Origin of the sequence: Streptomyces sp. NPDC002886, from assembly GCF_042888445.1 — a bacterium.
GTDB lineage: Bacteria > Actinomycetota > Actinomycetes > Streptomycetales > Streptomycetaceae > Streptomyces.
The window spans coordinates 71575-92289 of record NZ_JBIAPV010000002.1; the positions used below are offsets into that span (position 1 = coordinate 71575).

A 20715-nucleotide genomic window follows, 5' to 3' on the forward strand; every position below is an offset into this window, starting at 1 on the left:
CGAGACGCCCGGGGGCGGCCGCCGCGTCACTCCGCCAGGCCCACGACCAGCCAGATCCCCGCCACCCCGCCCACGGTGCACATCAGGGTGGAGAGCGCGGGGTGCTTGTGGTGGGCCTCGGGCAGGATCTCGGCGGCGGCCAGGTACAGCAGGACGCCGCCGAAGAAGCCGAGGTAGGCCCCGAGCGGTTCCTCCGGAAGGGTGAACAGCAGAGTGGACGCGGCGCCCACGACGGGGGCCGCCGCGTCCGCGAAGAGCATGAGCAGGGCCTTGCGGCGGGCGTTCCCGTACAGCCGGGTGAGCGTGTAGGTGTTGAACCCGTCGGCGAAGTCGTGGGTGATGACAGCCAGCGCCACGGCCACGCCCATGCCCCCGCCGACCTGGAACGCGGCGCCGAGGGCCACCCCGTCGGCGAGGCTGTGGCCGACCATGGCGGCGGCCGCCGTCAGGCCGACCTGGGGGACCCGCTGCCCGTGCTCGGGGTGCCCGTCGCCGTTCGTGGCCCCGTGGGAGGCCTGGCGGACGGCCAGGAGGCGTTCCACGCAGTGCGCGGCGAGGAACCCGCCGACGAAGAGCAGCAGGGCGAGCGGGACCCCGAAGAGTTCGTCGCCGGCGGCGTGCATGGCCTCCGGGAGCAGGTCGAGGCCCACGACGCCGAGCATCAGCCCGCCGGCCAGACCCAGCACGAGGTGGCGGCGGTCGGTGACGCGTTGCGCCGTCCATCCGCCTGCCAGGGTCATCAGGAACGCACCCAACGCCACGATCACGGCCATGTGCCCCTGCATACCGACTCCGCGCCGCGCGCGCACTTCCGCGCACGGGTGGCGGACCACGGAGGGTTGACGCGGCCGCCGTGCGCGAGGTCGGCGAACGGCACGGCGAACGGCACGGCGAACGGCACCATGAGCAGCACCACGCACACCACGACGGAGAACGGGTGAACCTGTTGGGCGAGTACGCGACGCAACTGGTCGTCGGGGTCGGAGGCCGCGCGGGCGTGTCCGTGGCGGAGGTGTGCGCGCTGGTGGAGGAGACCCTGCGCGGCGCCGGGCTGGCCTCGGGTTCGGTGACGGCCCTGGCCACCGTGGAGGGCAAGGTCCTGGAGGCGGGGATCGCGGGTGCGGCGGAACGTTTCGGCGTGCCCCTGCTGAGCTATCCCGCCGAGCGCTTGGCCACGATCCCGGTGCCGCACCCCTCGGACGCCGCCCGCGAAGCCGCCGGCACCGCGTCGGTGGCCGAGGCCGCCGCGCTCGCCGGGGGCGGGGAACTCCTCGTACCCAAAAGGCGGTCGGTGGCGGCGACCTGCGCCGTCGCCACGGCCCACACGCACGATCTGCGCCACCACGGGGACGCGGAGGTCGCGGACGGGGGCGCGGAGCTGGTCGATCTCGCGGTGAACGTACGGTCCCACACGCCGCCGCGGTGGCTGAAGGAGAAGATCGCGGCTTCGCTCGACCTCCTGTCCGCGTACCCCGACGGCCGCGCCGCCCGGGCGGCCGTGGCCCTGCGCCACGGACTGCCGGTCGAGCGGGTGCTGCTGACCGCGGGCGCCGCGGAGGCGTTCGTACTGATCGCGCGGGCGCTGGGCGCCGTACGGCCCGTGGTGGTGCATCCGCAGTTCACCGAGCCGGAGGCGGCCCTGCGCGACGCGGGCCACCAGGTGGAGCGGGTGGTGCTGCGGGCCGCGGACGGTTTCCGGCTGGACCCGGCGGCGGTGCCGGAGGAGGCCGACCTGGTGGTGGTCGGGAACCCGACCAACCCGACCTCGGTGCTGCACCCGGCGGCGACCCTGGCCGCGCTGGCCCGGCCCGGGCGGATCCTGGTGGTCGACGAGGCCTTCATGGACGCGGTCCCGGGCGAACGCGAGGCGCTGGCCGGGCGGACGGACATACCGGGCCTGGTGGTGCTGCGGAGCCTGACCAAGACCTGGGGGCTGGCGGGGCTGCGCATCGGCTACGTACTGGCCGAGCCCGGGGTGATCGCGAAGCTGGCGGCGGCCCAGCCGCTGTGGCCGGTCTCCACGCCCGCGCTGGTGGCGGCCGAGGCCTGCGTGGCCCCCGCGGCGCTGGCCGAGGCGGAGGCCGCGGCCCGGCAGATCGAGGTGGACCGGGAGCATCTGCTCGCGGGGCTCGCGGAGTTCGAGGAGATCTCGGTGGCGGGTACGGCGGCGGGGTCGTTCGTGCTGATCCGGGTCGAGGGCGCGATGGAGGTCCGCGCCCGGCTGCGCGCGCTGGGCTTCGCCGTGCGCCGCGGCGACACCTTCCCCGGCCTGGACCGCTCCTGGCTCCGGCTGGCGGTCCGCGACCGTGCGACGACGGGCCGCCTCCTCCAAGCCCTCGACGTGGCCCTCGCGGCGCGCTGACCCACGGGGTGGGGCCCGGCGGGCGCCCGGCGTGCGCGCGGACCTCACCCCAATGGCGCGTTTGCGCCGACCGTGCGTGGCACGGCCCGCACGGGTGCGCGACCATCTCCGTAAGCAGTGATCATGCGACACGGGGGTACGGGGATGAAGACCGTCGGCAGGATGGGTGCGGCCGTGGCCGGGCTGGCCGTTGTGGGGGGCGCCGTCTACGGCGTGACACAGCTGACCGGCGAGGACGGCGGCGCGGCGGCGAAGCAGCGGCTGGGGGCGAAGCCGGGGGCGAGCGCGAGTCCCGACCGGGGCGCCGCGTCCGGAGCCACGGCCCCGGCCCCGCCCGCCGGGAAGGCGTTCACCCTCGTCGGCACCGGCGACATCATCCCGTACCCGTCGATCATCCAGCGGGCCGCCGACGACTCCGCGGCGAAGGGCGGCCACGACTTCCGGAAGATACTCGCCGGGGTCAAGCCCGTCGTCTCCGCCGCCGACCTGGCGATATGCCACCACGAGATACCGTACGGCCGGCCCGGCGGCCCCTACGCCGGATACCCCCTCTTCAAGGCACCGCACCAACTGGCCGACGCCCTCAAGGACACCGGCTACGACAGCTGCTCGACCGCCTCGAACCACACCCTGGACGACGGGTACGAAGGCCTCGTCCGCGTCCTGGACCACCTCGACCGCGTCGGCATCCGCCACGTCGGCTCGGCCCGCGGCCCCGAGGAGGCCAAGGCCCCGGCCCTGCTCGAGGCCGGCGGCGCCAAGGTCGCGCAACTGGACTACACGTACGGGACGAACGGCATCCCGCTCCCCGCGGACAAGCCCTGGGCCGTGAACCTGATCGACCCGGCGCGGATCATCGCCGACGCCCGCGCCGCGCGCGCGGCCGGCGCGAACGTCGTCGTCCTCAGCGTCCACTGGGGCTCCGAGTGGCAGACGGCTCCGGACCGGCAGCAGCTGGAGCTGGCCCGGACGCTGACCGCCTCGCGCGCGGCGGACGGCCTCCCCGACATCGACCTGATCCTCGGCACCCACAACCACGTGCCGCAGCCGTACGAGAAGGTCAACGGCACCTGGGTGGTGTACGGCATGGGCGACCAGGTGGCGAGCTTCTACGAGGCCGACAAGGCCCGCGGCAACATGTCCTCGGTCCCCCGTTTCACCTTCGCCCCGGCGGCCGGCCGGCCGGGCCGCTGGGAGGTGGTGAAGGCCGAGTACCTCACGCAGTTCTCGGACATGCGGCCGCCGTTCCGCGTCGTCTGCACCTCCTGCGAGGCCGCCACCACCTCCGCCGACAGCGCGTACGCCGCGGCCGACCGCGAGGTGACGAAGGCCGTCATGTCACGGGGCGCCGCGGCGCAGGGGCTGACGCGCGCGACGAAGTAGGGCGGATCCCTTCGAGGCCCGGCCCTACGAGGCCCCGGCCCCGGCCCCACGAAGCATCGCCCCCACGAAGCGTCGCCCCTACGAGGCCCTGCCGCGCCGGGTCACGACCAGTGCGGCGGCGCCGAAGCCGAGCAGGAGCAGCGCACCACCGGTCACGTACGGGGTGAGCGAGCCGCCTCCGGTCTCGGCGAGGTCGGCCTGGGTCCCGGTGCCGCCCGTGGTGGCCGTCTGGGGCTTGACGTCGGGCAGCTTCGACGGAGCGGGGCTGGGGGCTGCCGGGGACTCGCAGCGGGCCTCGGCGAGCACGATCTCGCCCTCGACCTCGGCGACGTTCAGTTTGAGCGGGTTCACCGACACCTTGAGCCGCAGCGCGGTCGCGGCGGCCGTGGTGGAGGTGGTCCGGGCGGTGGAGAGCTCCAGGGCCACCAGGCCGACGCCGGGGACCTCCACCTTGGTGGGGCCGCCCGCCGAGAGGGTGACCTTCTTGCCGAGGACGGTCACGGCGCCCAGCACGTTGGAGTGCGCGACCGGCTTCTCCCCCGCCGCGCAGACGGCCTTGGAGGTGACCTTCTCCACCTCGATCACGGACAGCAGGGGCAGACCCGGTACGTGGATCCGGGCCTTGGCGAGGTTCGCCTCCGCCGCGGCGCGGCCGGCGTCGACGGTGGCCTTGGAGGTGGCGACGTCGGCGCGCAGGACGCTGACCGGCGCTCCGCCGTCGACCCCGTCGAGGGTGACGGTCAGCGCCGTCTTCGCGGCGTCCGCCGGGGCGCTGACCTCGTTGAGGGTCGCGTTCAGCGGGACGTGCACGGTCTTGTTGAGCAGGCCCACGTCCAGCGTGGTGCGCAGGACGACGGCACTGGCCTTGCCCCCGGCCGGGTGGGATCCGGTGGAGGGGGCGGAGCCGGTGGCGAAGGCGGGCGGTGCGGCGAGCAGGGCAACCGCTCCCGTGGCGACGAGCGCGGCCACGGGCATGCGGAAGGTGTTGCTGTTCAAGGTGGTGGAACCCCCAGGGAGATGGGAGCCGTCGCGGCGCCAATGGGGGACATTGCGCGGCCGACGGCCTCGACCCCGGAATCTTTACGCACTGAGAGTGAACGGGGGTGAACCCGGCGTGAGTTCACCCCAAAGGGTGGTTTCCAGGCATAGGTTCGATTACATGTGCCTCACCCGGAACGGGAGTTCCCTCCCATCCCGGGAATCCCGGCCGCCCGGGCCCGCTCCGGACCCGTGTCGGGCGTACACAACGACCACACGGCCACGGACGTCACGCCCCGTCAACTCCCGTACGCCCGCGACCTCAGGCCACCACCGTCCCGTTCACCACCACCCGCAGCGGCTGCGCCAGTGCCCGTACGTCGGCCCGCGGATCGGTCTCGTAGACCACGAGGTCGGCCGGTGCACCCTCGGTCAGGCCGGGCCTGCCGAGCCACTCGCGCGCCCCCCAGGCCGTCGCCGAGAGGGCCCGCAGCGGCGGGATACCGGCCTTGACGAGCTCGCCCACCTCGGCCGCGACCAGGCCGTGCGGGAGGGAACCCCCCGCGTCCGTGCCGACGTAGACCCCGATGCCCGCGTCGTAGGCGGCGCGGACGGTGTCGTAGCGCCGCTCGTGCAGCCTGCGCATGTGCGCGGACCACCGCGGGAACTTGGCCTCGCCGCCCGCCGCCATCTTCGGGAAGGTCGCGATGTTCACAAGGGTCGGGACGATGGCCACCCCACGCTCCGCGAACAGCGGGATGGTGTCCTCGGTGAGCCCCGTGGCGTGCTCGACGCAGTCGATGCCCGCCTCGACCAGGTCCCGCAGGGAGTCCTCGGCGAAGCAGTGCGCGGTGACCCGCGCCCCGAGGCGGTGGGCCTCGGCGATGGCCGCCTCCACCTCGGCGCGCGGCCAGCAGGCGGTCAGGTCCCCGGCCTCGCGGTCGATCCAGTCCCCGACCAGCTTGACCCAGCCGTCGCCGCGCCGCGCCTCGCGGCCCACGTACTCGACGAGGTCGGCGGGCTCGATCTCGTGGGCGAAGTTGCGGATGTAGCGGCGGGTGCGGGCGATGTGCCGGCCCGCCCGGATGATCTTCGGCAGGTCCTCGCGGCCGTCGATCCAACGGGTGTCGGACGGGGACCCGGCATCACGGATGAGGAGGGTGCCCGCGTCCCGGTCGGTCAGGGCCTGCCGTTCGGCCGTGTCGGCGTCCACCGGCCCGTGGGCGTCGAGCCCCACGTGGCAGTGCGCGTCCACCAGACCGGGCAGCACCCACCCGGTGACCTCGGTGACCTCCCGGGCGCCGCGCGGGCGCTCATAGGAGATCCGGCCGCCGACGACCCAGAGCTCGTCGCGGACCTCCTCGGGCCCGACCAGCACCCGCCCCTTCACGTGCAGCGGACCCGACCGTGCGCTGTCTGCGTTGACCTCGTCGCTCATGGCGGCACTCTATGTGGGGGCTCGGTAGGCTCTCCAGACCGGCCAGACCGGTCCGGACTTGTCCGGATGAACCACCCCGACCCGAGAGAACGAAGAGAGCGGCACCGTGACCCACCCCCTCCTGGACCTTCCGCCCCTGACCGCCGCGCGCTTCGCGTCGATCGAGCGGGGGGTCGCGGAGCTGCTCGGGACCCGGGCCGACGTGGTGATCACCCAGGGCGAGGCGCTGCTGCCGCTGGAGGGGTGCATCCGGTCGGGCGCCCGGCCCGGCTCGACCGCGCTGAACGTGGTGACCGGCCCCTACGGAACCACCTTCGGCAACTGGCTGCGCGACTGCGGGGCGCGCGTCGTGGACCTGGAGGTCCCCTTCGACACCGCGGTGTCCGCCGCCCAGGTCGACCGGGCCCTGTCGGAGCACCCGGAGATCGACTTCGTCTCCCTGGTCCACGCGGAGGCGGCCACCGGCAACACCAACCCGGTGGCGGAGATCGGCGAGGCCGTACGGGCCCACGGGGCCCTGTTCATGCTGGACGCGGTGGCCTCGGTGGGCGCGGAGCCGCTGCTGCCGGACGCCTGGGGCGTGGACCTGTGCGTGATCGGCGCGCAGAAGGCGATGGGCGGACCGGCCGGCGTCTCGGCGGTGTCGGTCTCCGAGCGGGCGTGGGCCCGCTTCGCGGAGAACGCCTCGGCGCCGCGCCGCTCGTACCTCTCCCTGCTGGACTGGAAGGAGCGCTGGATCGACGGCGGGCGCACGGCGCTGCCGCACGCGCCGGCGCAGCTGGAGATGCTGGCGCTGGAGGCCTGCCTCGACCGGATCGCGGCCGAGGGCCTGGCGTCGGTGACGGCCCGCCACGCGGCCGCGGCGGCGGCGACCCGCGCGGGCGCCGTGGCACTGGGCCTCGCCCCGTACGTCGGCCGGGACGAGGCGGCGGCCCCGGTGGCCACCACCCTCCGTGTCCCGGAGGCCTCGCTGGTGGTGGCGAAGGCCCTCGCGGTGGATCCGGCGGCTCCCCTCGCGGCGGGCGGCGGCGCGCTGGCCCGGGAGATGGTCCGGGTCAACCACTACGGCACGGCGGCCTCCCTGGACACCGTCGGGGCCTGCCTGACGGCACTGGCCGGGGCCCTGTCGGTGGATCCGGCCGGGGCCCTCGCGGCGGCGGGCTCGGCTTGGTCGGCGGCCCTGCCCTCCGCGTGAGCGGGCCGGCCGGACGGGGGGCCGGCCGGGATCGGTCCCCCTGAATCAGCCCTCCCGGATCAGCCCTCCAGGAGGTTCAGCAGCCGGTCCACGTCCGCCTCGGTGTTGTAGAGGTGGAAGGAAGCCCGCAGGGTTCCCGCGCGGGCGGACGTGGAGATGCCCGCGGCGAGCAGGGCGCCCTGACGGTCGGCCAGACCCGGCACCGAGACGATCGGGGACCGGCCCGGGACGGGCTCGTGGCCCAGGCGGGCGAGGCCGGACCGGTAGCGGGCGGCCAGGGCGGTGTCGTGGGCGTGGACGGCGTCGATCCCGATCCGCTCCAGCAGGGCCAGCGAGGGCTCGGCGGCGTGGTAGGCCAGGAAGGCCGGGGACTCGTCGAAGCGCCGGGCTCCGTGGGCCAGTTCCCGCAGCGGGCCGTAGATGGCGTCCCACATGCCGGCGAGCGCCACCCAGCCCGCGTGCATCGGGGTCACGGCGTCCTGGGCCTCCCGCGAGACCGTGAGGTAGGAGACCCCGCGCGAGGCGAGCAGCCACTTGTACCCGGCGGTGACCGTGTAGTCGTAGGGGCTCGCGTCGAAGGGCAGCCAGCCCGCCGCCTGTGAGGCGTCGACCAGCATCCGCGCCCCGTGCGCGGTGGTCGCCGCGCGGACGGCCGCGAGGTCCGCGATGCGCCCGTCGGCGGACTGTACGGCGCTCAGCGCGACCAGTGCGGTGTCCGGGCCGACGGCTTCGGCGAGGGACTCCAGCGGGGCGAAGCGGACCTTGAGGTCGTCGCGCACCACGAAGGGGTTGATGACGGAGGCGAACTCGCCCTCCGGGCACAGGACTTCGGATCCGGACGGGACGGAGGCGGAGACCAGGCCGACGTGGGTGGAGACGGCCGAGCCGACGGCCACGCGGTCCGCGGGGACCCCGACGATGCGGGCGAACGCCTCCCGGACCCGTTCCACGCGACCGAAGTCCCCGAAGCCCTCCGGGAGTCCGGCCCCCGCCGCCTCCGCGAGCCGCCGCACCTCGGCGACGGCGGCCCGCGGGAGGGTCCCGTAGTTGGCGGTGTTCAGATAGGTGAGGGAGTGCGCGAACTCGTCGCGGACGGTCCCGGGCGCAAAGAGGTCCATGACTTTCACTCTGCGCCAGGACCAACCCAAAGTCCATTGCCGGGTTTCCCGCACCACACCAAAGGACTACTTATGGTGGGGCCTTACGGGCGCGGCACCGCGCACGCTCCGTCGGGCTCGCACACCTCGCCCTCGGGGGCGGCGGTCACGAGGACCTCACGGCCGGCCCAGGCCTGCTCCAGCGCCCGCGTGAACACCTCGGCGGGCTGCCCCCCGGAGATCCCGAAGCGACGGTCGAGCACGAAGAACGGCACGGCGTTGGCGCCCAGTTCGGCCGCCTCGCGCTCGTCGGCCCGCACCTCGGCGGCGTACGCGGACTCGTCGGCCAGCACCGCGCGGGCCTCGGCCCCGTCCAGTCCGGCCTCGACGGCGAGCGCGACCAGCACCTCGGGATCGAAGACGGAGCGCTCCTCGCCGAAGTTGGCGCGGTAGGCGAGGTCGAGCAGTTCCTCCTGGCGGCCGCGGGCGGCGGCCAGGTGCAGCAGGCGGTGGATGTCGAAGGTGTTGCCGTGGTCACGGCCCTCGGTGCGGTACGTCAGCCCCTCGGCGCGGGCGCTCGCGGCGACGTGCTCCTCCATGCCGCGGGCCTCCTCCAGGGTGCGGCCGTACTTCTTGGCCAGCATCTCCAGGACGGGAGCCACCTCGCCCTTGGGGCCGTTCGGGTCGAGCTCGAAGGAGCGGTAGACCACCTCGACCTCCTCGCGGTGTGCGAAGCCGGCCAGCCCCTCGGCGAACCGGGCCTTGCCGATGTAGCACCACGGGCAGGCGATGTCGCTCCAGATCTCGACGCGCATGTTCCTTCTTCCCTCCACGGAATCAACTGTTCCGTGTTCAACCATCCGGCCCCGCGTCTCATTCCCCGGACGGCTCGGCCACCGCGAGCCGGTCCCGCACCGTGAGCCACAGGATGCGGTGGGAGCCCGCGACGCGGGCTCCGGCGGGATCGGGATCCGGGAGCCAGCCGTGGGCGGCGTAGAAGGCCTGGGCGCGGAGGTTGTGCTCGAAGACCTCCAGGCGGACCCGGCGCACGCCGGCCCGGAGCCAGGCGTCGATGCAGGCGGCGTGCAGGGCGGCCCCGGTGCCGCGGCGCCAGTGGACGGGGTCCACGTGGAGCTGCGTGAGGGTGGTCTCGCCGTCGGCGGTGCGGAAGGCCGCCACTCCGGTGAGTTCGCCGCCGCTCTCGGCGCAGAGCACCCCGCCGTCGGCGGCGGCCCGGGCCACCGCCCGGGACCAGCCCTCCCGGGTGCGCGCCAGTTCGGCGGCGCCGCCGTAGGCCTCCTCGGGTATCCGGCCCCGGTAGTAGGTGGCGCGGGCCCTGGTGTGGAGGGCGGCTATGGCGTCGAGGTCTTCGGGCTGCGCGGTCCGGATCATGGGAGGGACAACGCGCCGGGAACCCGGCCGGTTCCCGGCGCGCGCTCCTACTTCAGCCAGGCCTTCATCATCTTCTGCGCCACCGGGGCGGCCAGCTTGCCGCCGGCGATCTCGGAGCGGTCGGTGTCCGACCCGACGATCACCACGGCGACGGCGATCTGCTTGCCACCGGCCTTGCCGTACGTGGTGTACCAGGCGAGCGGCGGCAGGTTGTTGTCCACGCCGCGCTGGGCGGTGCCGGTCTTGGCGCCCGACTCCACGCCCGGGATCTGGACGTTCTTGCCGCCGCCTTCGGTGGCGACCGTCCTCATGGCGTCCTGGAGCATCGAGGCGGTCTTCCCGCGCATCACCTGCGTGGACTTCGGGTCCTTGAAGCTCTCCAGCACGTTGCCGTTGGAGTCGGTGACCTCGGAGACCTCGTGCGGAGCGACGAGCTTGCCGCCGTTCTCGATCGCGGCACTCACCATCGCCATCTGGAGCGGAGTGGCCTGGACGTCGAACTGGCCGATGCCGGTCTGCGCGACCTGGTCGACCGACATCTTCTTCGTCGGGTACTTGCTCGCGGGGTCGGTCCAGACGGGGAGCTTCAGCACCACGTTGAAGCCCAGCTTCTCGGCCATCGCCCGCATCTTGTCCTGGCCCAGCTTGTGCGCGAAGTCGGCGAAGACGTTGTTGCAGGAAAGCTTGAGCGCGGTGCGGGGACTGACGTTGTTGCACTGCGCGTCGGTCACCTCGCTCTTGAGCTTGCGCGCGGTGCCGGGGATCGTGTAGTCGCCGGGGACGGAGGTCGGCGTGTCGATGTTGGTGACCAGGCCGTTCTCGATGGCCGCCGCGAGGGTGACCAGCTTGAAGGTGGAGCCGGGTGCCTGCGGATTGCGGAGCGCCGTGTTCACCATGGCCTTGCCACTGTCGACGTTGAGCGCGTCCCACGCCTTCTGCTCCGCGCTGCCCGCGCCGGTGATGGTCCCCGGGTCGAAGGACGGGTTGTTCACGACGGCCAGGATCTCTCCCGTCGCCGGGTCGAGCGCCACGGCCGAACCCTGCTTGCCCTGGAGCGCGTCCCAGCCCGCCTTCTGGACGTCCTTGTCGATCGTGGTGATCACGTTGCCGGGGGCGGCCCGCTTGTCGGTGAGCGTGTCCATGATCGTCTTGAGCCGGTTGTCGGTGCCGTTGAGGATGTCCTTGTAGACGCCCTCGAGCATGCTCCACCCGAAGGCCTGGGAGCTGTAACCGGTGATCGGCGCGTACAGCGGCCCGTCGGTGTAGGTCCGCTTGTACCGGAAGTCCTTGCCGCCCGTGTCCTTGGAGCCGGTGATCGCCTCCCCGCCCACGATGATGTTCCCCAACGGGTTCTCGTACTTCCCGATGAGGTTGCGCCGGTTGTTCTTGTCGTCTGCGAGGGCCTGGCCTTGATATGCCTGCACCCAGGTGACCCGCACCAAAAGGGCCAGCACCAGAAGCAGACAGAAGACCGACGCACGCCTGATCGTCTTGTTCATCCCCCAGAAGGACGCCCCAGCCGTCCCAGGCGTTCCGCTCTGCCCCGATTGTGGCGGAGTTCTCAGCCTTTCTTCATGAGGAAGCCTCCCTCGTACGCCGCGATGACCGCCTGGGTCCGGTCCCGGGAGCCGGTCTTGGCCAGCACCGCGGCCACGTGCGTCTTGACCGTCTGCGGGCCGACTCCGAGCCGCTCGCTCACCTCGTGGTTGGAGAGCCCGGCGGCCATCAGGCGCAGTACGTCGGCCTCCCGGTCCGTGAGCCGGGCGACCCAGGGCGCGGTGGCCGGGCCGGCCCCCGGCGGGGTGTGGGAGGCGGCCAGGGAACGGAGGGCGGCGGGGAAGAGCAGCGAGTCCCCCCGCGCCACGAGCCGGACCGCGGCGGTCAGCTCGTCGGGGTCGGCCCGCTTGAGGAGGAACCCGGAGGCCCCCGCGCGCAGCGCGTCGTACACGTAGGCGTCGTTCTCGAAGGTGGTGACCACCACGATCCGGGGCGGCTCGGCCATGGTGGCGAGGATCCGCTCGGTGGCCCGGATCCCGTCGATCTCCGGCATCCGCACGTCCATCAGCACCACGTCCGGGGCGAGCGCCCGCACCACGGCCACGGCCTCGGCCCCGGTGGCCGCCTCCCCGACGACCTCCAGATCGGGCTCGGCATCGAGGATGACCCGCAGAGCGGTACGAACCATCCGCTCGTCATCGGCCACCACCACCCGCAACACCGCCCGAGCCGGGGCCGCAGCCCGGACCGGAGCTGGGGGCGGAGCCGGAGCCACGGGCAGAGGTGCGGCCGAGGCCGGAGCTGGGGGCGGAGCCACGGGCGGTGGGGGGTCCAAGGTCGGAGGTGAGGCCGGAGCTGGGGCCACGGGCGGGACCCCCGCCGGGACCGGGGCCTCAGCCCAAACCGGGGCCGAGGCTCGGGCCACGGGCAGAGCCGGAGCCGCGGCCGTGGGCGGAGTCGCCTCCCGGGTCCCGGGCACGACCACCTCCGCACTCGCCGTCGGCGGCTCAGCCGGCGGCGGGACCGCAGCCGGGACCGGGGCCTCAGCCGAAACCGGAACCGAGACTGGGGCCACGGGCCGAGCCGGAGCCGCGGGCGGAGTCGCCTCCCGGGTCCCGGGCGCGGCCACCTCCGCACTCGCCGTCGGTGGCTCAGCCGCCGACGGGTTCGTGGGCGGTGTCTGCGGCTCGGGCGGCCTCATCGGGGGCCCTCGGCGAGCGGGAGGACGGCCCGCAGCCGCCACCGGCCCTCGTGTAGCCCGGCCTCGACCCTCCCGCCGAGCAGCGCCGCCCGCTCGGCCGCGCCGTGCAGCCCCCGGCCCCCGGTGGTGCGGGCCCGCGGGGCCCCGGCCGCCACCGCCGGATCGTTCGTCATCGTGATCTCCAGTTCCTCGTATCCACCGCGTTCCCCGCGCCGACCCTGCTCCCTGTGCGGACCGGGCTCCCCGCGCCCATCCGGCTCCCCCTGCCCACAGCGCTCCCCGTGCCGACCCGGTTCCCCGCGCCCACCGGGCTCCCCGCGCCCATCCGGCTCCCCCTGCCCACAGCGCTCCCTGTGCCGACCCGGTTCCCCGTGCCCACCGCGCTCCCCCTGTCCACCCGGTCCGCCCGGGCCGTCCTGGTCGCCCGGTCCGTCTTCCTCGCCCCTCACCCGTACGAGGATCCGCAGGTCGACCGGGCCCGTCCCGTGCCGCAGTGCGTTGCTCAGGCCCTCCTGCACGATCCGGTACGCCTCCCGGGAGGCGATCGCCGGAAGGCGCCCCCAGTCCCCGGAGGGTCCCGGGTCCTGGAGGGCGGTGATCGGGGTCCCGGAGGCCCTGCTGCGGGCCAGCAGCCCGTCGAGGTCGGCGGCGAGCGTCGGGGCGGCCGGCAGCGCGCCGCCCCCGGCGCCCGCTGCGTCGCCCTCGCGCAGCAGGCCGAGGACCGCGTCCAGCTCTCCCACCGTGCGCCGGGTGGTGTCCTCGATCGCGGCCAGCGCCTCCCGGACGAAGCCGGGGTCGCTGTCGAGCACCCGCCGGGCGGCGCTCGCCTGGAGGGTGACCGCGCTCAGGGCGTGTCCGACGGCGTCGTGCAGCTCCCGGGCCAGCCGGTTGCGGACCGCCAGGTCGGCGGCGCGCTCCTCGGCCGCCGCCAGCCGGTCCCCCGCCGTCGGCCCGAGCAGCACCGGCGCCAGCCGGGCCAGCAGCGCCCCCGCCCCGGCGGCGCACAGGACGAGCCCGGCCAGCAGCCCGATCCCGAGCAAGGGGGCCACGTACGGCTGGGCCCGCGCGTCGAACCAGCCGAGCCTGACCGGGAATTCCCGCAGCGCGCTCACGAACGGCAGGGCGAGCAGAACCACCGCCATGGGCGGTACCGCCAGGCTCACTCCGCTGACCAGGGCTCCGACCCCCAGGTGCAGGGTCCACCAGGCCGCGGCCCGCACCCGGGCCGCCCAGCTGCGGGCCCGCCCCTCGGCGAACCGCTCCCCCGGTACCCCGCACAGGGCGCGCGCGGCGGCCACCGACATCGGCCGGACCAGTCCGGACAGCCCGGTCGCGGCGACGAGCGGCAGGGCGGCGGCGTAGGCGGCAAGGCTGAGCGGGAGGGACTCGCGTGCGTTGCTCCCGCCCGCGAGGACACCGACCACCACCTCGGTGAGGAGAAAGTACGGCATCAGCAGGGCCCCGCCGAGGATCAGATGGAGCCAGCGCAGGGGCCACCACCTCGGCCGGCGCTCCACTCCTGCCCCCTCCCTCAGCCCGTGCGGCGGCCGGCGAGGAACCGACCCAGGACCGCGGTCGCGAGGACGGCTGTGAGCATCTGACCACCGTAGATCAAATAGCTTGCGGTGGTGGTCCGTTCGCCGGGGCCGGGGTCGCCGCTCGTGAACGCCGCCAGCATCCACATCCCCCAGCACAGGGTCGCCGCCGACCCGGTCCACGCCACGGCCAGCGGCCATCCCGCCCGCCGGGTCCCGCCCCTGGCCAGCAGGAGCGCCCCCGCCGCCGCGGTCAGCGCGCATATCCCGTGGACCGCGGAGCCCACGGCGGAGTCCGAGGAGTACTGCGCGATCTGCGAGGCGTTCTGCCCGGCCGTGCCGCCCAGTGCCCAGTAGAAGTGCGTCGCCGCGACCACCGCGGCCAGTGCCGCCGCGGCTCCCGCCACCACCCCCGTGGGTGACGGGAGCCGCGCACCGAGGGGACCCTGCCAGCGCCGGCCCCAGCGCTCGCGGGCGTAGGGCACGAACAGGCCTGCCAGGGCCATCGCCTGGACGATGAAGCCCGTGTAGACGACGTGGAAGACCCAGTCGTCGAGGAAGGGCTTCGCCGCCGTCGGCGCGGCCTCGTCCGGACCCAGCCCCATGCTCCTCAGGAGGAGCTGGCCGGGAAACCCGAGCACGATGGGCGTGAGCAGACCGGTGGCGACGAAGCCCGGGACCACCAGCAGCCAGGACGGAACCCGCCTGCCCCAGGGCCTGATGAGCACCAGCACGAGCAGGATCACGGCCGCGTCCATGAGCACGGTGACGGCATTCGCCACGGTGAGGACCAGCCCCGGCTCCAGCAGCACGCTGCCCGCCGGTATCCCGACGTGGCTCCCGGCCAGCCAGGCGGCCTTCAGGGTCAGGTACGGAACGGTGGCGGCGATGGCCACCGCGGCCAGGACCCTCCGCCGCCCGGCCCCCGGCGGGGCGGCGGAGGGCTGCTCTGCGTCGTGGGCCGGTCGTGGTGGTCGCGGCAGGTGCGCGGCTCGTGTGGTCATGACCCAACGTTCCCGCGTCCGTTGCCCCACCACCTCCCCCTTGAAGGGGAACCGCCTCCCCCACCCGGGGGAGGAACCGGGCCCCTCCGCCGCCCACCCGCGACCGTCAACCCGCCGCTACATCCGCCGCGTCACCACCGACAGCTGGTCGCGGGCCGCGAACAGCGCCGCCTTGATGCCCCGTTCGTGCCCCGGAGTCAGCCGCGCCACCGGTACCGAACAGCTCACCGCGTCCCGCGCCGGCGTCCGGTAGGGCACCGCCACCCCGAAGCAGCGCAGTCCGAGCGTGTTCTCCTCCCGGTCCACCGCGTAACCCTGCTCCCGTACCAGGGCCAGGTCCTCGATGAGCCGCTCCCGGTCGGTGATGGTGTGCTCGGTGACGGCTTCGAGCCGGCGCGGCAGCAGTGCGCGTACCTCCTCGTCCGTGTGCGTGGCCAGCAGCGCCTTGCCCAGCGCCGTCGAGTGGACCGGCAGCCGCCGCCCGACACGGGTGAAGGGGCGCAGGTAGTGCTGGGACTGCCGGGTGGCCAGGTAGACCACGCTCGTGCCGTCAAGGCGGGCGAGGTGGATCGTCTCGGTCGTGTCGTCGGAGAGCCGGTCCAGCGTGGGCCGGGCCGCCGCCACCACCTCGTCCCCGTCGATGTACGAGCTGCCGACGAGCAGGGCCCGTACGCCGATGCCGTACCGCGTGCCCGTCGCGTCTGTCTCCACCCAGCCCAGGTTCACCAGGGTGCGCAGCAGCATGTAAAGGCTGGATTTGGGCAGGGAGAGGTCGTTCTGGATGTCTGCGAGGCTGTGCAGCCCCGGCCGGGAGGCGAAGTGCTCCAGCAACAGGACCGTGCGTACCGCCGATTTGACGGCCGCCGACGCTCCCGAGCCCCCCGACTCAGCTGTGGTGGTCATCCGCCTTCGCGCCCCTCTGTCTCTTGCTGTCTCTTGTCAACCCGGAAGACACGGAAATAGAGTCCACGGTGGATGTGATCATTCATCCAACGGAACAGCGTTCACCATACTGAACGCATCCGCGCGGGTCAGCGTAGATCCAGGAGGCAGTTTCGCCATGGCAGCAACACCAGTCTGGAGTGTGGACCCCCGCACCGGGAAGCACCGCGAGCAGGTTGCGGTGGAGGCCACACCCCGGGAGCTGGACGAAGCCGTGCGCGCGGCCCACGCCGCCCGCGGCTCGCTGGCCGACGCGGGGAGGCGCGCCGCCTTCCTGCGCGCCGCCGCCGATCTGCTCGACGAGGCAGCCTCCCACGTCATCGAGGCCGCCGACGCCGAGACGGCGCTCGGCCCCGGCCGGCTCACCGGAGAGCTGGCCCGCACCACGGGCCAGTTCCGCGCCTTCGCCGACGCCGTGGACGAGGGCTCCTACCTCGACGTCCGCATCGACCGCGCCGATCCCACCACCGCCCCGCCCCGCCCGGAACTGCGCCGCTACAAGGTGCCGCTGGGCGTGGTCGCGGTCTACGCCGCCTCCAACTTCCCCCTCGCCTTCTCCGTGCCCGGCGGCGACACCGCCAGCGCGCTGGCCGCGGGCTGCCCGGTCGTGGTCAAGGCGCACCCCGACCACCCGGCCACCTCCGAGCTGTGCGCCTCGCTGCTGCGCCGGGCCGCCGTCTCCGCGGGGCTGCCGGCCGAGGTCGTCGCCGTGGTCCACGGGTTCGACGCGGGCCTGGAGCTGATCCGTCACCCGCTGGTCACCGCCGCCGGGTTCACCGGTTCCATCCGGGGCGGGCGGGCCCTGTTCGACGCCGCCGCCGCGCGGCCCGTGCCGATCCCCTTCCACGGGGAGCTCGGCTCCCTGAACCCCGTCGTGGTCACCCCGGCGGCCGCCGCCGAGCGCGCCGAGGAGATCGGCGGCGGTCTGGCCGGCTCGGTCACGCTCGGCGTCGGCCAGTTCTGCGTCAAGCCGGGCCTGGTCCTCGTACCCGAGGGCGCGGACGGGGACCGGCTCGCCGGGGCGCTGACCAAGGCGCTCGGCGAGACGGAGCCCGGGGTCCTCCTCGACCACCGGATGCGGGAGAACTTCGTCGCCGGAGTCCGCGAACGAGCCGCCCTGCCCGGGGTCGACGCGCCCGTCACCCCCGGCGCGGGCGGCGAGCACACCGTCGGCGCGGGCTACCTGAGCGTGCCGGCGCGGACCCTCCTGGAGGGCGGGCCGTACGAGGCGCTCCTGGAGGAGTGCTTCGGCCCCGTCACGGTGCTGGTGCGGTACGCCGACCAGGACGAGGCCACCGCCGTGCTCGGGCGGCTGCCCGGGAACCTCACCGCGACCCTCCAGCTGTCGGCCGCCGAGGCGGACGGCGGCCCGGGTCCGGCGGCGGAGCTGATCTCCCAGGTCACGACGCTGGCGGGCCGGGTCGTGGTCAACGGCTGGCCGACCGGTGTCACGGTGGCCCCGGCCCAGCACCACGGAGGCCCCTACCCGGCGGCGACCTCGCACTCCACCTCGGTCGGCGGCACGGCGATCGAGCGCTGGCTGCGCCCGGTGGCCTACCAGTCGGTGCCGGACGCCCTGCTCCCGGCGGAACTCCGCGAGGCCAACCCGCTGAACCTCCCGCGACGGGTCACGGGAGGCTAGGGGGACCGCCGCCAAGGCACGGCGGGGTCAGGCGCTCAAGCGCTCAAGCGCTCAAACCCTCAGGCGCTCAGGCGCTCAGGCGCTCAGAACCCTGGCCTTCTCCGCCGCGAACTCCTCGTCGGTGAGCAGGCCCTGGGCCTTCAGGTCGGCCAGCGCTGTGAGCTGGCCGACCCTGTCGAGCGCGGGAGCCGGCGCCGCGGTCGGCGGCGCCTGCTGCGCCTGCCAGGCCTGCTGCTGCGCGGCCGCCTGGGCCGCCGCCTGGTCGACCAGGGCCTGCTGCTCGGCCTCCGCCGAGACCTGCTGCTGTGCGGCGCGCTCGGCCTGGCTGCGCTGCACCCGGCCGGAGACCGCGGTGGCCGTACCCGCCACGACCGCGGTGCGTGCCATCGCGCCCAGCAGACCCGGGCGCCCGAAACGTCGAGGCATGACCGTCCTCCCCTACTTCTCGTCCAGTGCGGCGACGGCGCGTTCCACGCTGTCGCGCGGAATGCGTTCCATGAAGAGCACCTGCCCGTTGGACGCCCGCACCGCCGAGGCCAGGCGGGTGGCCCAGGCGTTCTCCCACACCACCACGAGCGCGGAGGACTCCGGAGCGAGGCCCTGCGCCACGGTCTCCAGGTCCTCGTCACTGAGCAGGTCGTACTCCTCGCCGAGCACCCGCTCGAACTGATCGGCCACCTCGGAGTCGGCGAGCTCCACCACGGAGACCGCGCCGTCCCGCTCCTTGCGGACGAACGTGAGGTCGAGGATGCGCACCACTCCGCTCTCTTGGAGCTCGCGCAGGGCCGGGGCGACATCGCCGTTGAACCGGTTGCCGTCGAAGGCGACCACGGCGACGTCCACCGGTCCGATCGATTCGGCCGTAAGAGCTGCACCAGCAGGCATGGGCAAAACCTCTTCCGTAGCGCAAGAAATCACCGCAAAAGGGATCTTACTCGGCAGGGCTGACACCGCATCACGAGGCCGCTCGGGGTCGGACCGGAGCCCGACCGGGTCAAATTGCGTTGCGGCCCCCCGACCGTGAACGGCACCCTCGGCCCATGCCCAGACCTCACGGATTCTCGTACGAACAGCGGGGCGACCAGAGCGTCGCCATCACCCACCAGGGCCGGTCCGCGGCCACCCTCCGGGGCGGGCGGGCCGCCGCCTTCCTGGCCGAGGTCGAAGCCGGCGACGCCCAGCTCGTGATGGCGCGCTGGACCGGCTCGTACAAGTTCGGCAACGAGCGGACGGCCAGGAACCACCCCCGCAACCAGGGCCGCGCCTGAGGCGCGAGTGAAGAACCGGGAAACCGGGTGAAAGTAAGGGAACGGCAAAGCCACCTCGGTCGTTCTCCCGGCATGACCGCTATGACCCCTGGTTCCAACCTGCCGCTCAATGCCGTCCGCGTGACGGTGGACGTGGCTGCCCCGGTGCGGCTCGACGTGTCCGCGCTGCTCCTCGCCGCCGACGGCAAGGTGCGTTCCGACGCCGATTTCATCTTCTTCAACCAGCCGTCCGGCCCCGGCGTCACCTACCGCTCGGGCGGCGGCACGGCACCGGACTCGATCACCGTGGACACCGGTTCGGTCCCGCCCGGCATCGAGCGGATCGTCATCACCGCCAGCCCGGACGCCGCGGGCCAGACCTTCCAGGGCATCGAGCCCACCGCCACCGTGCGGGACGCCGGCGGCGGAGCGGTGATCTCCTCCTTCACCCCGCCGCAGCTCGGCACGGAGACCGCCCTGGTGGTCGTCGAGGTCTACCAGCGCGGCGGCGTGTGGAAGGTCCGCGCGGTCGGCCAGGGGTACGCGAACGGCCTCGCCGGCATCGCGACCGACTTCGGGGTCTCGGTGGAGGACGAGCCGGCTCCGGCGGCCGCCGCCCCCGCACCCGCCGCCCCGGCCCCCGTCGCCCCGCCCGTGCCCCCGGCTCCCCCGGCGCCGCCCACGTACGCGGCCTCCCCCTGGCTCACCAGCGGCGCGCCCGGCGCCACCCCGGCACCCGCCCCGGCCGCCCCGGCACCGGTCGCGGCTCCCGCCGCCTCCCCCGCACCCGGCGCCGGGAAGATCAACCTCGACAAGGGCCGGGTCAGCCTCCAGAAGAACCAGACCGTCTCCCTGGTCAAGGGCGGCCGCCCGCTGCTCTCCCAGGTCAAGATGGGCCTCGGCTGGGAGCCCGCGTTCCGCGGCCGGGACATCGACCTGGACGCCTCGGTCATCGCCTACGGCCCGCAGCGCAACCACATCGACAGCTGCTACTTCGGCAAGCTCTCCATCCTGGGCGGCTCCGTCAAGCACTCCGGCGACAACCTGACCGGCGAGGGCGCCGGCGACGACGAGGTGATCGTCGTGGACCTCGGCCGGCTGCCCGCGGAAGCGACGGGCCTCGTCTTCACGGTCAACTCCTTCTCCGGCCAGAAGTTCACCGAGGTGGCGAAGGCCTACTGCCGCCTCATCGACGCCGCGACCAACGAGGAGCTGGTCCGCTTCGACCTCACCAGCGCCGAACCTCAGACGGGCGTGATGATGGCCAAGCTGATCAAGCAGTTCTCGGGCGAATGGGAGATGACGGCCATGGGCGAGTTTGTGAAGTCGCGCACAGTGCGGGGCATGGTCAAACCGGCCGCACAGGCACTCTGAGCAGGTGGGCGGGCACATGGAGCGACGGAGGCCCTTCCTAGGTGATCTGTTCCACCTCTAATACGTAGGTGGCTGTCAGTGCCCGCCCGTAGCCTTGGAACCATGCACCAGACACTCCAGCCCGCGGGCCCCGCGCGCCCGTCCGCCGCCGAGGCGAACGAGGCGATCCGGCAGCTCGTCGAGAGCCGGGTGGACGGCGAGTGGCCCTCCGAGGCGTACGAGTTCCTTCTCGAAGAGTGGGCCGCGGCCAGCCGCGCCGAAGCTCAGTAACCGGACAGACGAACAGACGAAGATGTGAGACGACGAGAAGAGCCGCCCGGCCCCAGGGCCCCGCGGCGCGTCTCAAGTCACCCCACCCCGATCAGCCCCAGCGCCCCCCCCGGCCCCGGACCGCCCCCCAAAATCCCCGGGGCGGGCTGTTGTACAAC

Annotated in this window: 20 protein-coding genes; 7 read left to right on the top strand and 13 right to left on the bottom strand. The window is 73.8% G+C overall.

What is annotated here, in order from left to right; all coding sequences use genetic code 11:
- Positions 1-26: 26 nt before the first annotated feature.
- Complete coding sequence (locus tag ACFYYB_RS06460) at positions 27-773, bottom strand: ZIP family metal transporter (protein ID WP_389433535.1); 747 nt, start codon at positions 771-773, stop codon at positions 27-29.
- A gap of 164 nt (positions 774-937) precedes the next feature.
- On the opposite strand from ACFYYB_RS06460, the gene cobC reads away from it, so the two are divergent.
- Together cobC and ACFYYB_RS06470 are read left to right on the top strand one after the other, a co-directional pair.
- The gene (gene cobC / locus ACFYYB_RS06465) at positions 938-2362 is read left to right on the top strand and encodes an Rv2231c family pyridoxal phosphate-dependent protein CobC (RefSeq protein ID WP_389433536.1); all 1425 of its coding nucleotides are present in this window, start codon (positions 938-940) and stop codon (positions 2360-2362) included.
- Positions 2363-2485: 123 nt separating this feature from the next.
- The gene (locus ACFYYB_RS06470) at positions 2486-3745 is read left to right on the top strand and encodes a CapA family protein (RefSeq protein WP_389433537.1); all 1260 of its coding nucleotides are present in this window, start codon (positions 2486-2488) and stop codon (positions 3743-3745) included.
- Positions 3746-3823: 78 nt separating this feature from the next.
- Here ACFYYB_RS06470 and ACFYYB_RS06475 read toward each other — a convergent pair whose 3' ends face one another.
- On the bottom strand, positions 3824-4741 hold the full coding sequence (locus ACFYYB_RS06475; protein ID WP_389433538.1) for an SCO1860 family LAETG-anchored protein: 918 nt from the start codon (positions 4739-4741) through the stop codon (positions 3824-3826).
- A 304-nt stretch (positions 4742-5045) separates the two neighbouring features.
- On the bottom strand, positions 5046-6161 hold the full coding sequence (locus ACFYYB_RS06480; protein WP_389433539.1) for an amidohydrolase family protein: 1116 nt from the start codon (positions 6159-6161) through the stop codon (positions 5046-5048).
- 106 nt (positions 6162-6267) lie between these two features.
- On the opposite strand from ACFYYB_RS06480, the gene ACFYYB_RS06485 reads away from it, so the two are divergent.
- A complete protein-coding gene (locus ACFYYB_RS06485; protein WP_389433541.1) occupies positions 6268-7356 on the top strand; it encodes a pyridoxal-phosphate-dependent aminotransferase family protein in 1089 nt (362 codons plus the stop codon).
- A 59-nt stretch (positions 7357-7415) separates the two neighbouring features.
- Here the strand turns inward: ACFYYB_RS06485 and ACFYYB_RS06490 are convergent, their stop codons facing one another.
- The 8 genes from ACFYYB_RS06490 to ACFYYB_RS06525 form a co-directional block, all read right to left on the bottom strand.
- On the bottom strand, positions 7416-8474 hold the full coding sequence (locus ACFYYB_RS06490; protein ID WP_389433542.1) for an aminotransferase class V-fold PLP-dependent enzyme: 1059 nt from the start codon (positions 8472-8474) through the stop codon (positions 7416-7418).
- A gap of 83 nt (positions 8475-8557) precedes the next feature.
- The gene (locus ACFYYB_RS06495; protein ID WP_389433543.1) at positions 8558-9268 is read right to left on the bottom strand and encodes a DsbA family oxidoreductase; all 711 of its coding nucleotides are present in this window, start codon (positions 9266-9268) and stop codon (positions 8558-8560) included.
- Between the two features lie 58 nt (positions 9269-9326).
- Positions 9327-9845 carry a GNAT family N-acetyltransferase gene (locus ACFYYB_RS06500; protein ID WP_389433545.1) on the bottom strand — a complete coding sequence of 173 codons (519 nt, stop codon included), beginning with the start codon at positions 9843-9845 and terminating at the stop codon, positions 9327-9329.
- Positions 9846-9892: 47 nt separating this feature from the next.
- Entirely contained in the window at positions 9893-11344 is a 1452-nt protein-coding gene (locus tag ACFYYB_RS06505) for a penicillin-binding transpeptidase domain-containing protein (protein ID WP_389433547.1), read from the bottom strand.
- 62 nt (positions 11345-11406) lie between these two features.
- Positions 11407-12060 carry a response regulator gene (locus ACFYYB_RS06510; protein WP_389434924.1) on the bottom strand — a complete coding sequence of 218 codons (654 nt, stop codon included), beginning with the start codon at positions 12058-12060 and terminating at the stop codon, positions 11407-11409.
- A 479-nt stretch (positions 12061-12539) separates the two neighbouring features.
- The gene (locus ACFYYB_RS06515; protein WP_389433548.1) at positions 12540-14060 is read right to left on the bottom strand and encodes a sensor histidine kinase; all 1521 of its coding nucleotides are present in this window, start codon (positions 14058-14060) and stop codon (positions 12540-12542) included.
- A gap of 14 nt (positions 14061-14074) precedes the next feature.
- Positions 14075-15082: a hypothetical protein gene (locus tag ACFYYB_RS06520; RefSeq protein ID WP_389433550.1), complete on the bottom strand. Its 1008-nt coding sequence runs from the start codon at positions 15080-15082 to the stop codon at positions 14075-14077.
- 117 nt (positions 15083-15199) lie between these two features.
- Positions 15200-15985, bottom strand: a complete 786-nt coding sequence (locus ACFYYB_RS06525; RefSeq protein WP_389433551.1) for an IclR family transcriptional regulator — start codon at positions 15983-15985, stop codon at positions 15200-15202.
- A gap of 157 nt (positions 15986-16142) precedes the next feature.
- Between ACFYYB_RS06525 and ACFYYB_RS06530 the strand changes: the two genes are divergently transcribed.
- Positions 16143-17666, top strand: a complete 1524-nt coding sequence (locus ACFYYB_RS06530; RefSeq protein WP_389433552.1) for an aldehyde dehydrogenase (NADP(+)) — start codon at positions 16143-16145, stop codon at positions 17664-17666.
- A gap of 75 nt (positions 17667-17741) precedes the next feature.
- On the opposite strand, the gene ACFYYB_RS06535 is transcribed toward ACFYYB_RS06530, so the two are convergent.
- Positions 17742-18092, bottom strand: coding sequence for an SHOCT domain-containing protein (locus tag ACFYYB_RS06535; RefSeq protein WP_389433554.1), 351 nt, complete (start codon positions 18090-18092; stop codon positions 17742-17744).
- 12 nt (positions 18093-18104) lie between these two features.
- A complete protein-coding gene (locus ACFYYB_RS06540) occupies positions 18105-18551 on the bottom strand; it encodes a DUF6325 family protein (RefSeq protein ID WP_389433555.1) in 447 nt (148 codons plus the stop codon).
- 155 nt (positions 18552-18706) lie between these two features.
- On the opposite strand from ACFYYB_RS06540, the gene ACFYYB_RS06545 reads away from it, so the two are divergent.
- The 3 genes from ACFYYB_RS06545 (at position 18707) to ACFYYB_RS06555 (ending at position 20557) form a co-directional block, all read left to right on the top strand.
- Positions 18707-18934, top strand: coding sequence for a hypothetical protein (locus ACFYYB_RS06545; RefSeq protein WP_389433556.1), 228 nt, complete (start codon positions 18707-18709; stop codon positions 18932-18934).
- Between the two features lie 81 nt (positions 18935-19015).
- Positions 19016-20287 carry a TerD family protein gene (locus tag ACFYYB_RS06550; RefSeq protein WP_389433557.1) on the top strand — a complete coding sequence of 424 codons (1272 nt, stop codon included), beginning with the start codon at positions 19016-19018 and terminating at the stop codon, positions 20285-20287.
- A 102-nt stretch (positions 20288-20389) separates the two neighbouring features.
- Complete coding sequence (locus ACFYYB_RS06555; protein WP_243338429.1) at positions 20390-20557, top strand: hypothetical protein; 168 nt, start codon at positions 20390-20392, stop codon at positions 20555-20557.
- The last annotated feature ends 158 nt before the right edge of the window (positions 20558-20715 follow it).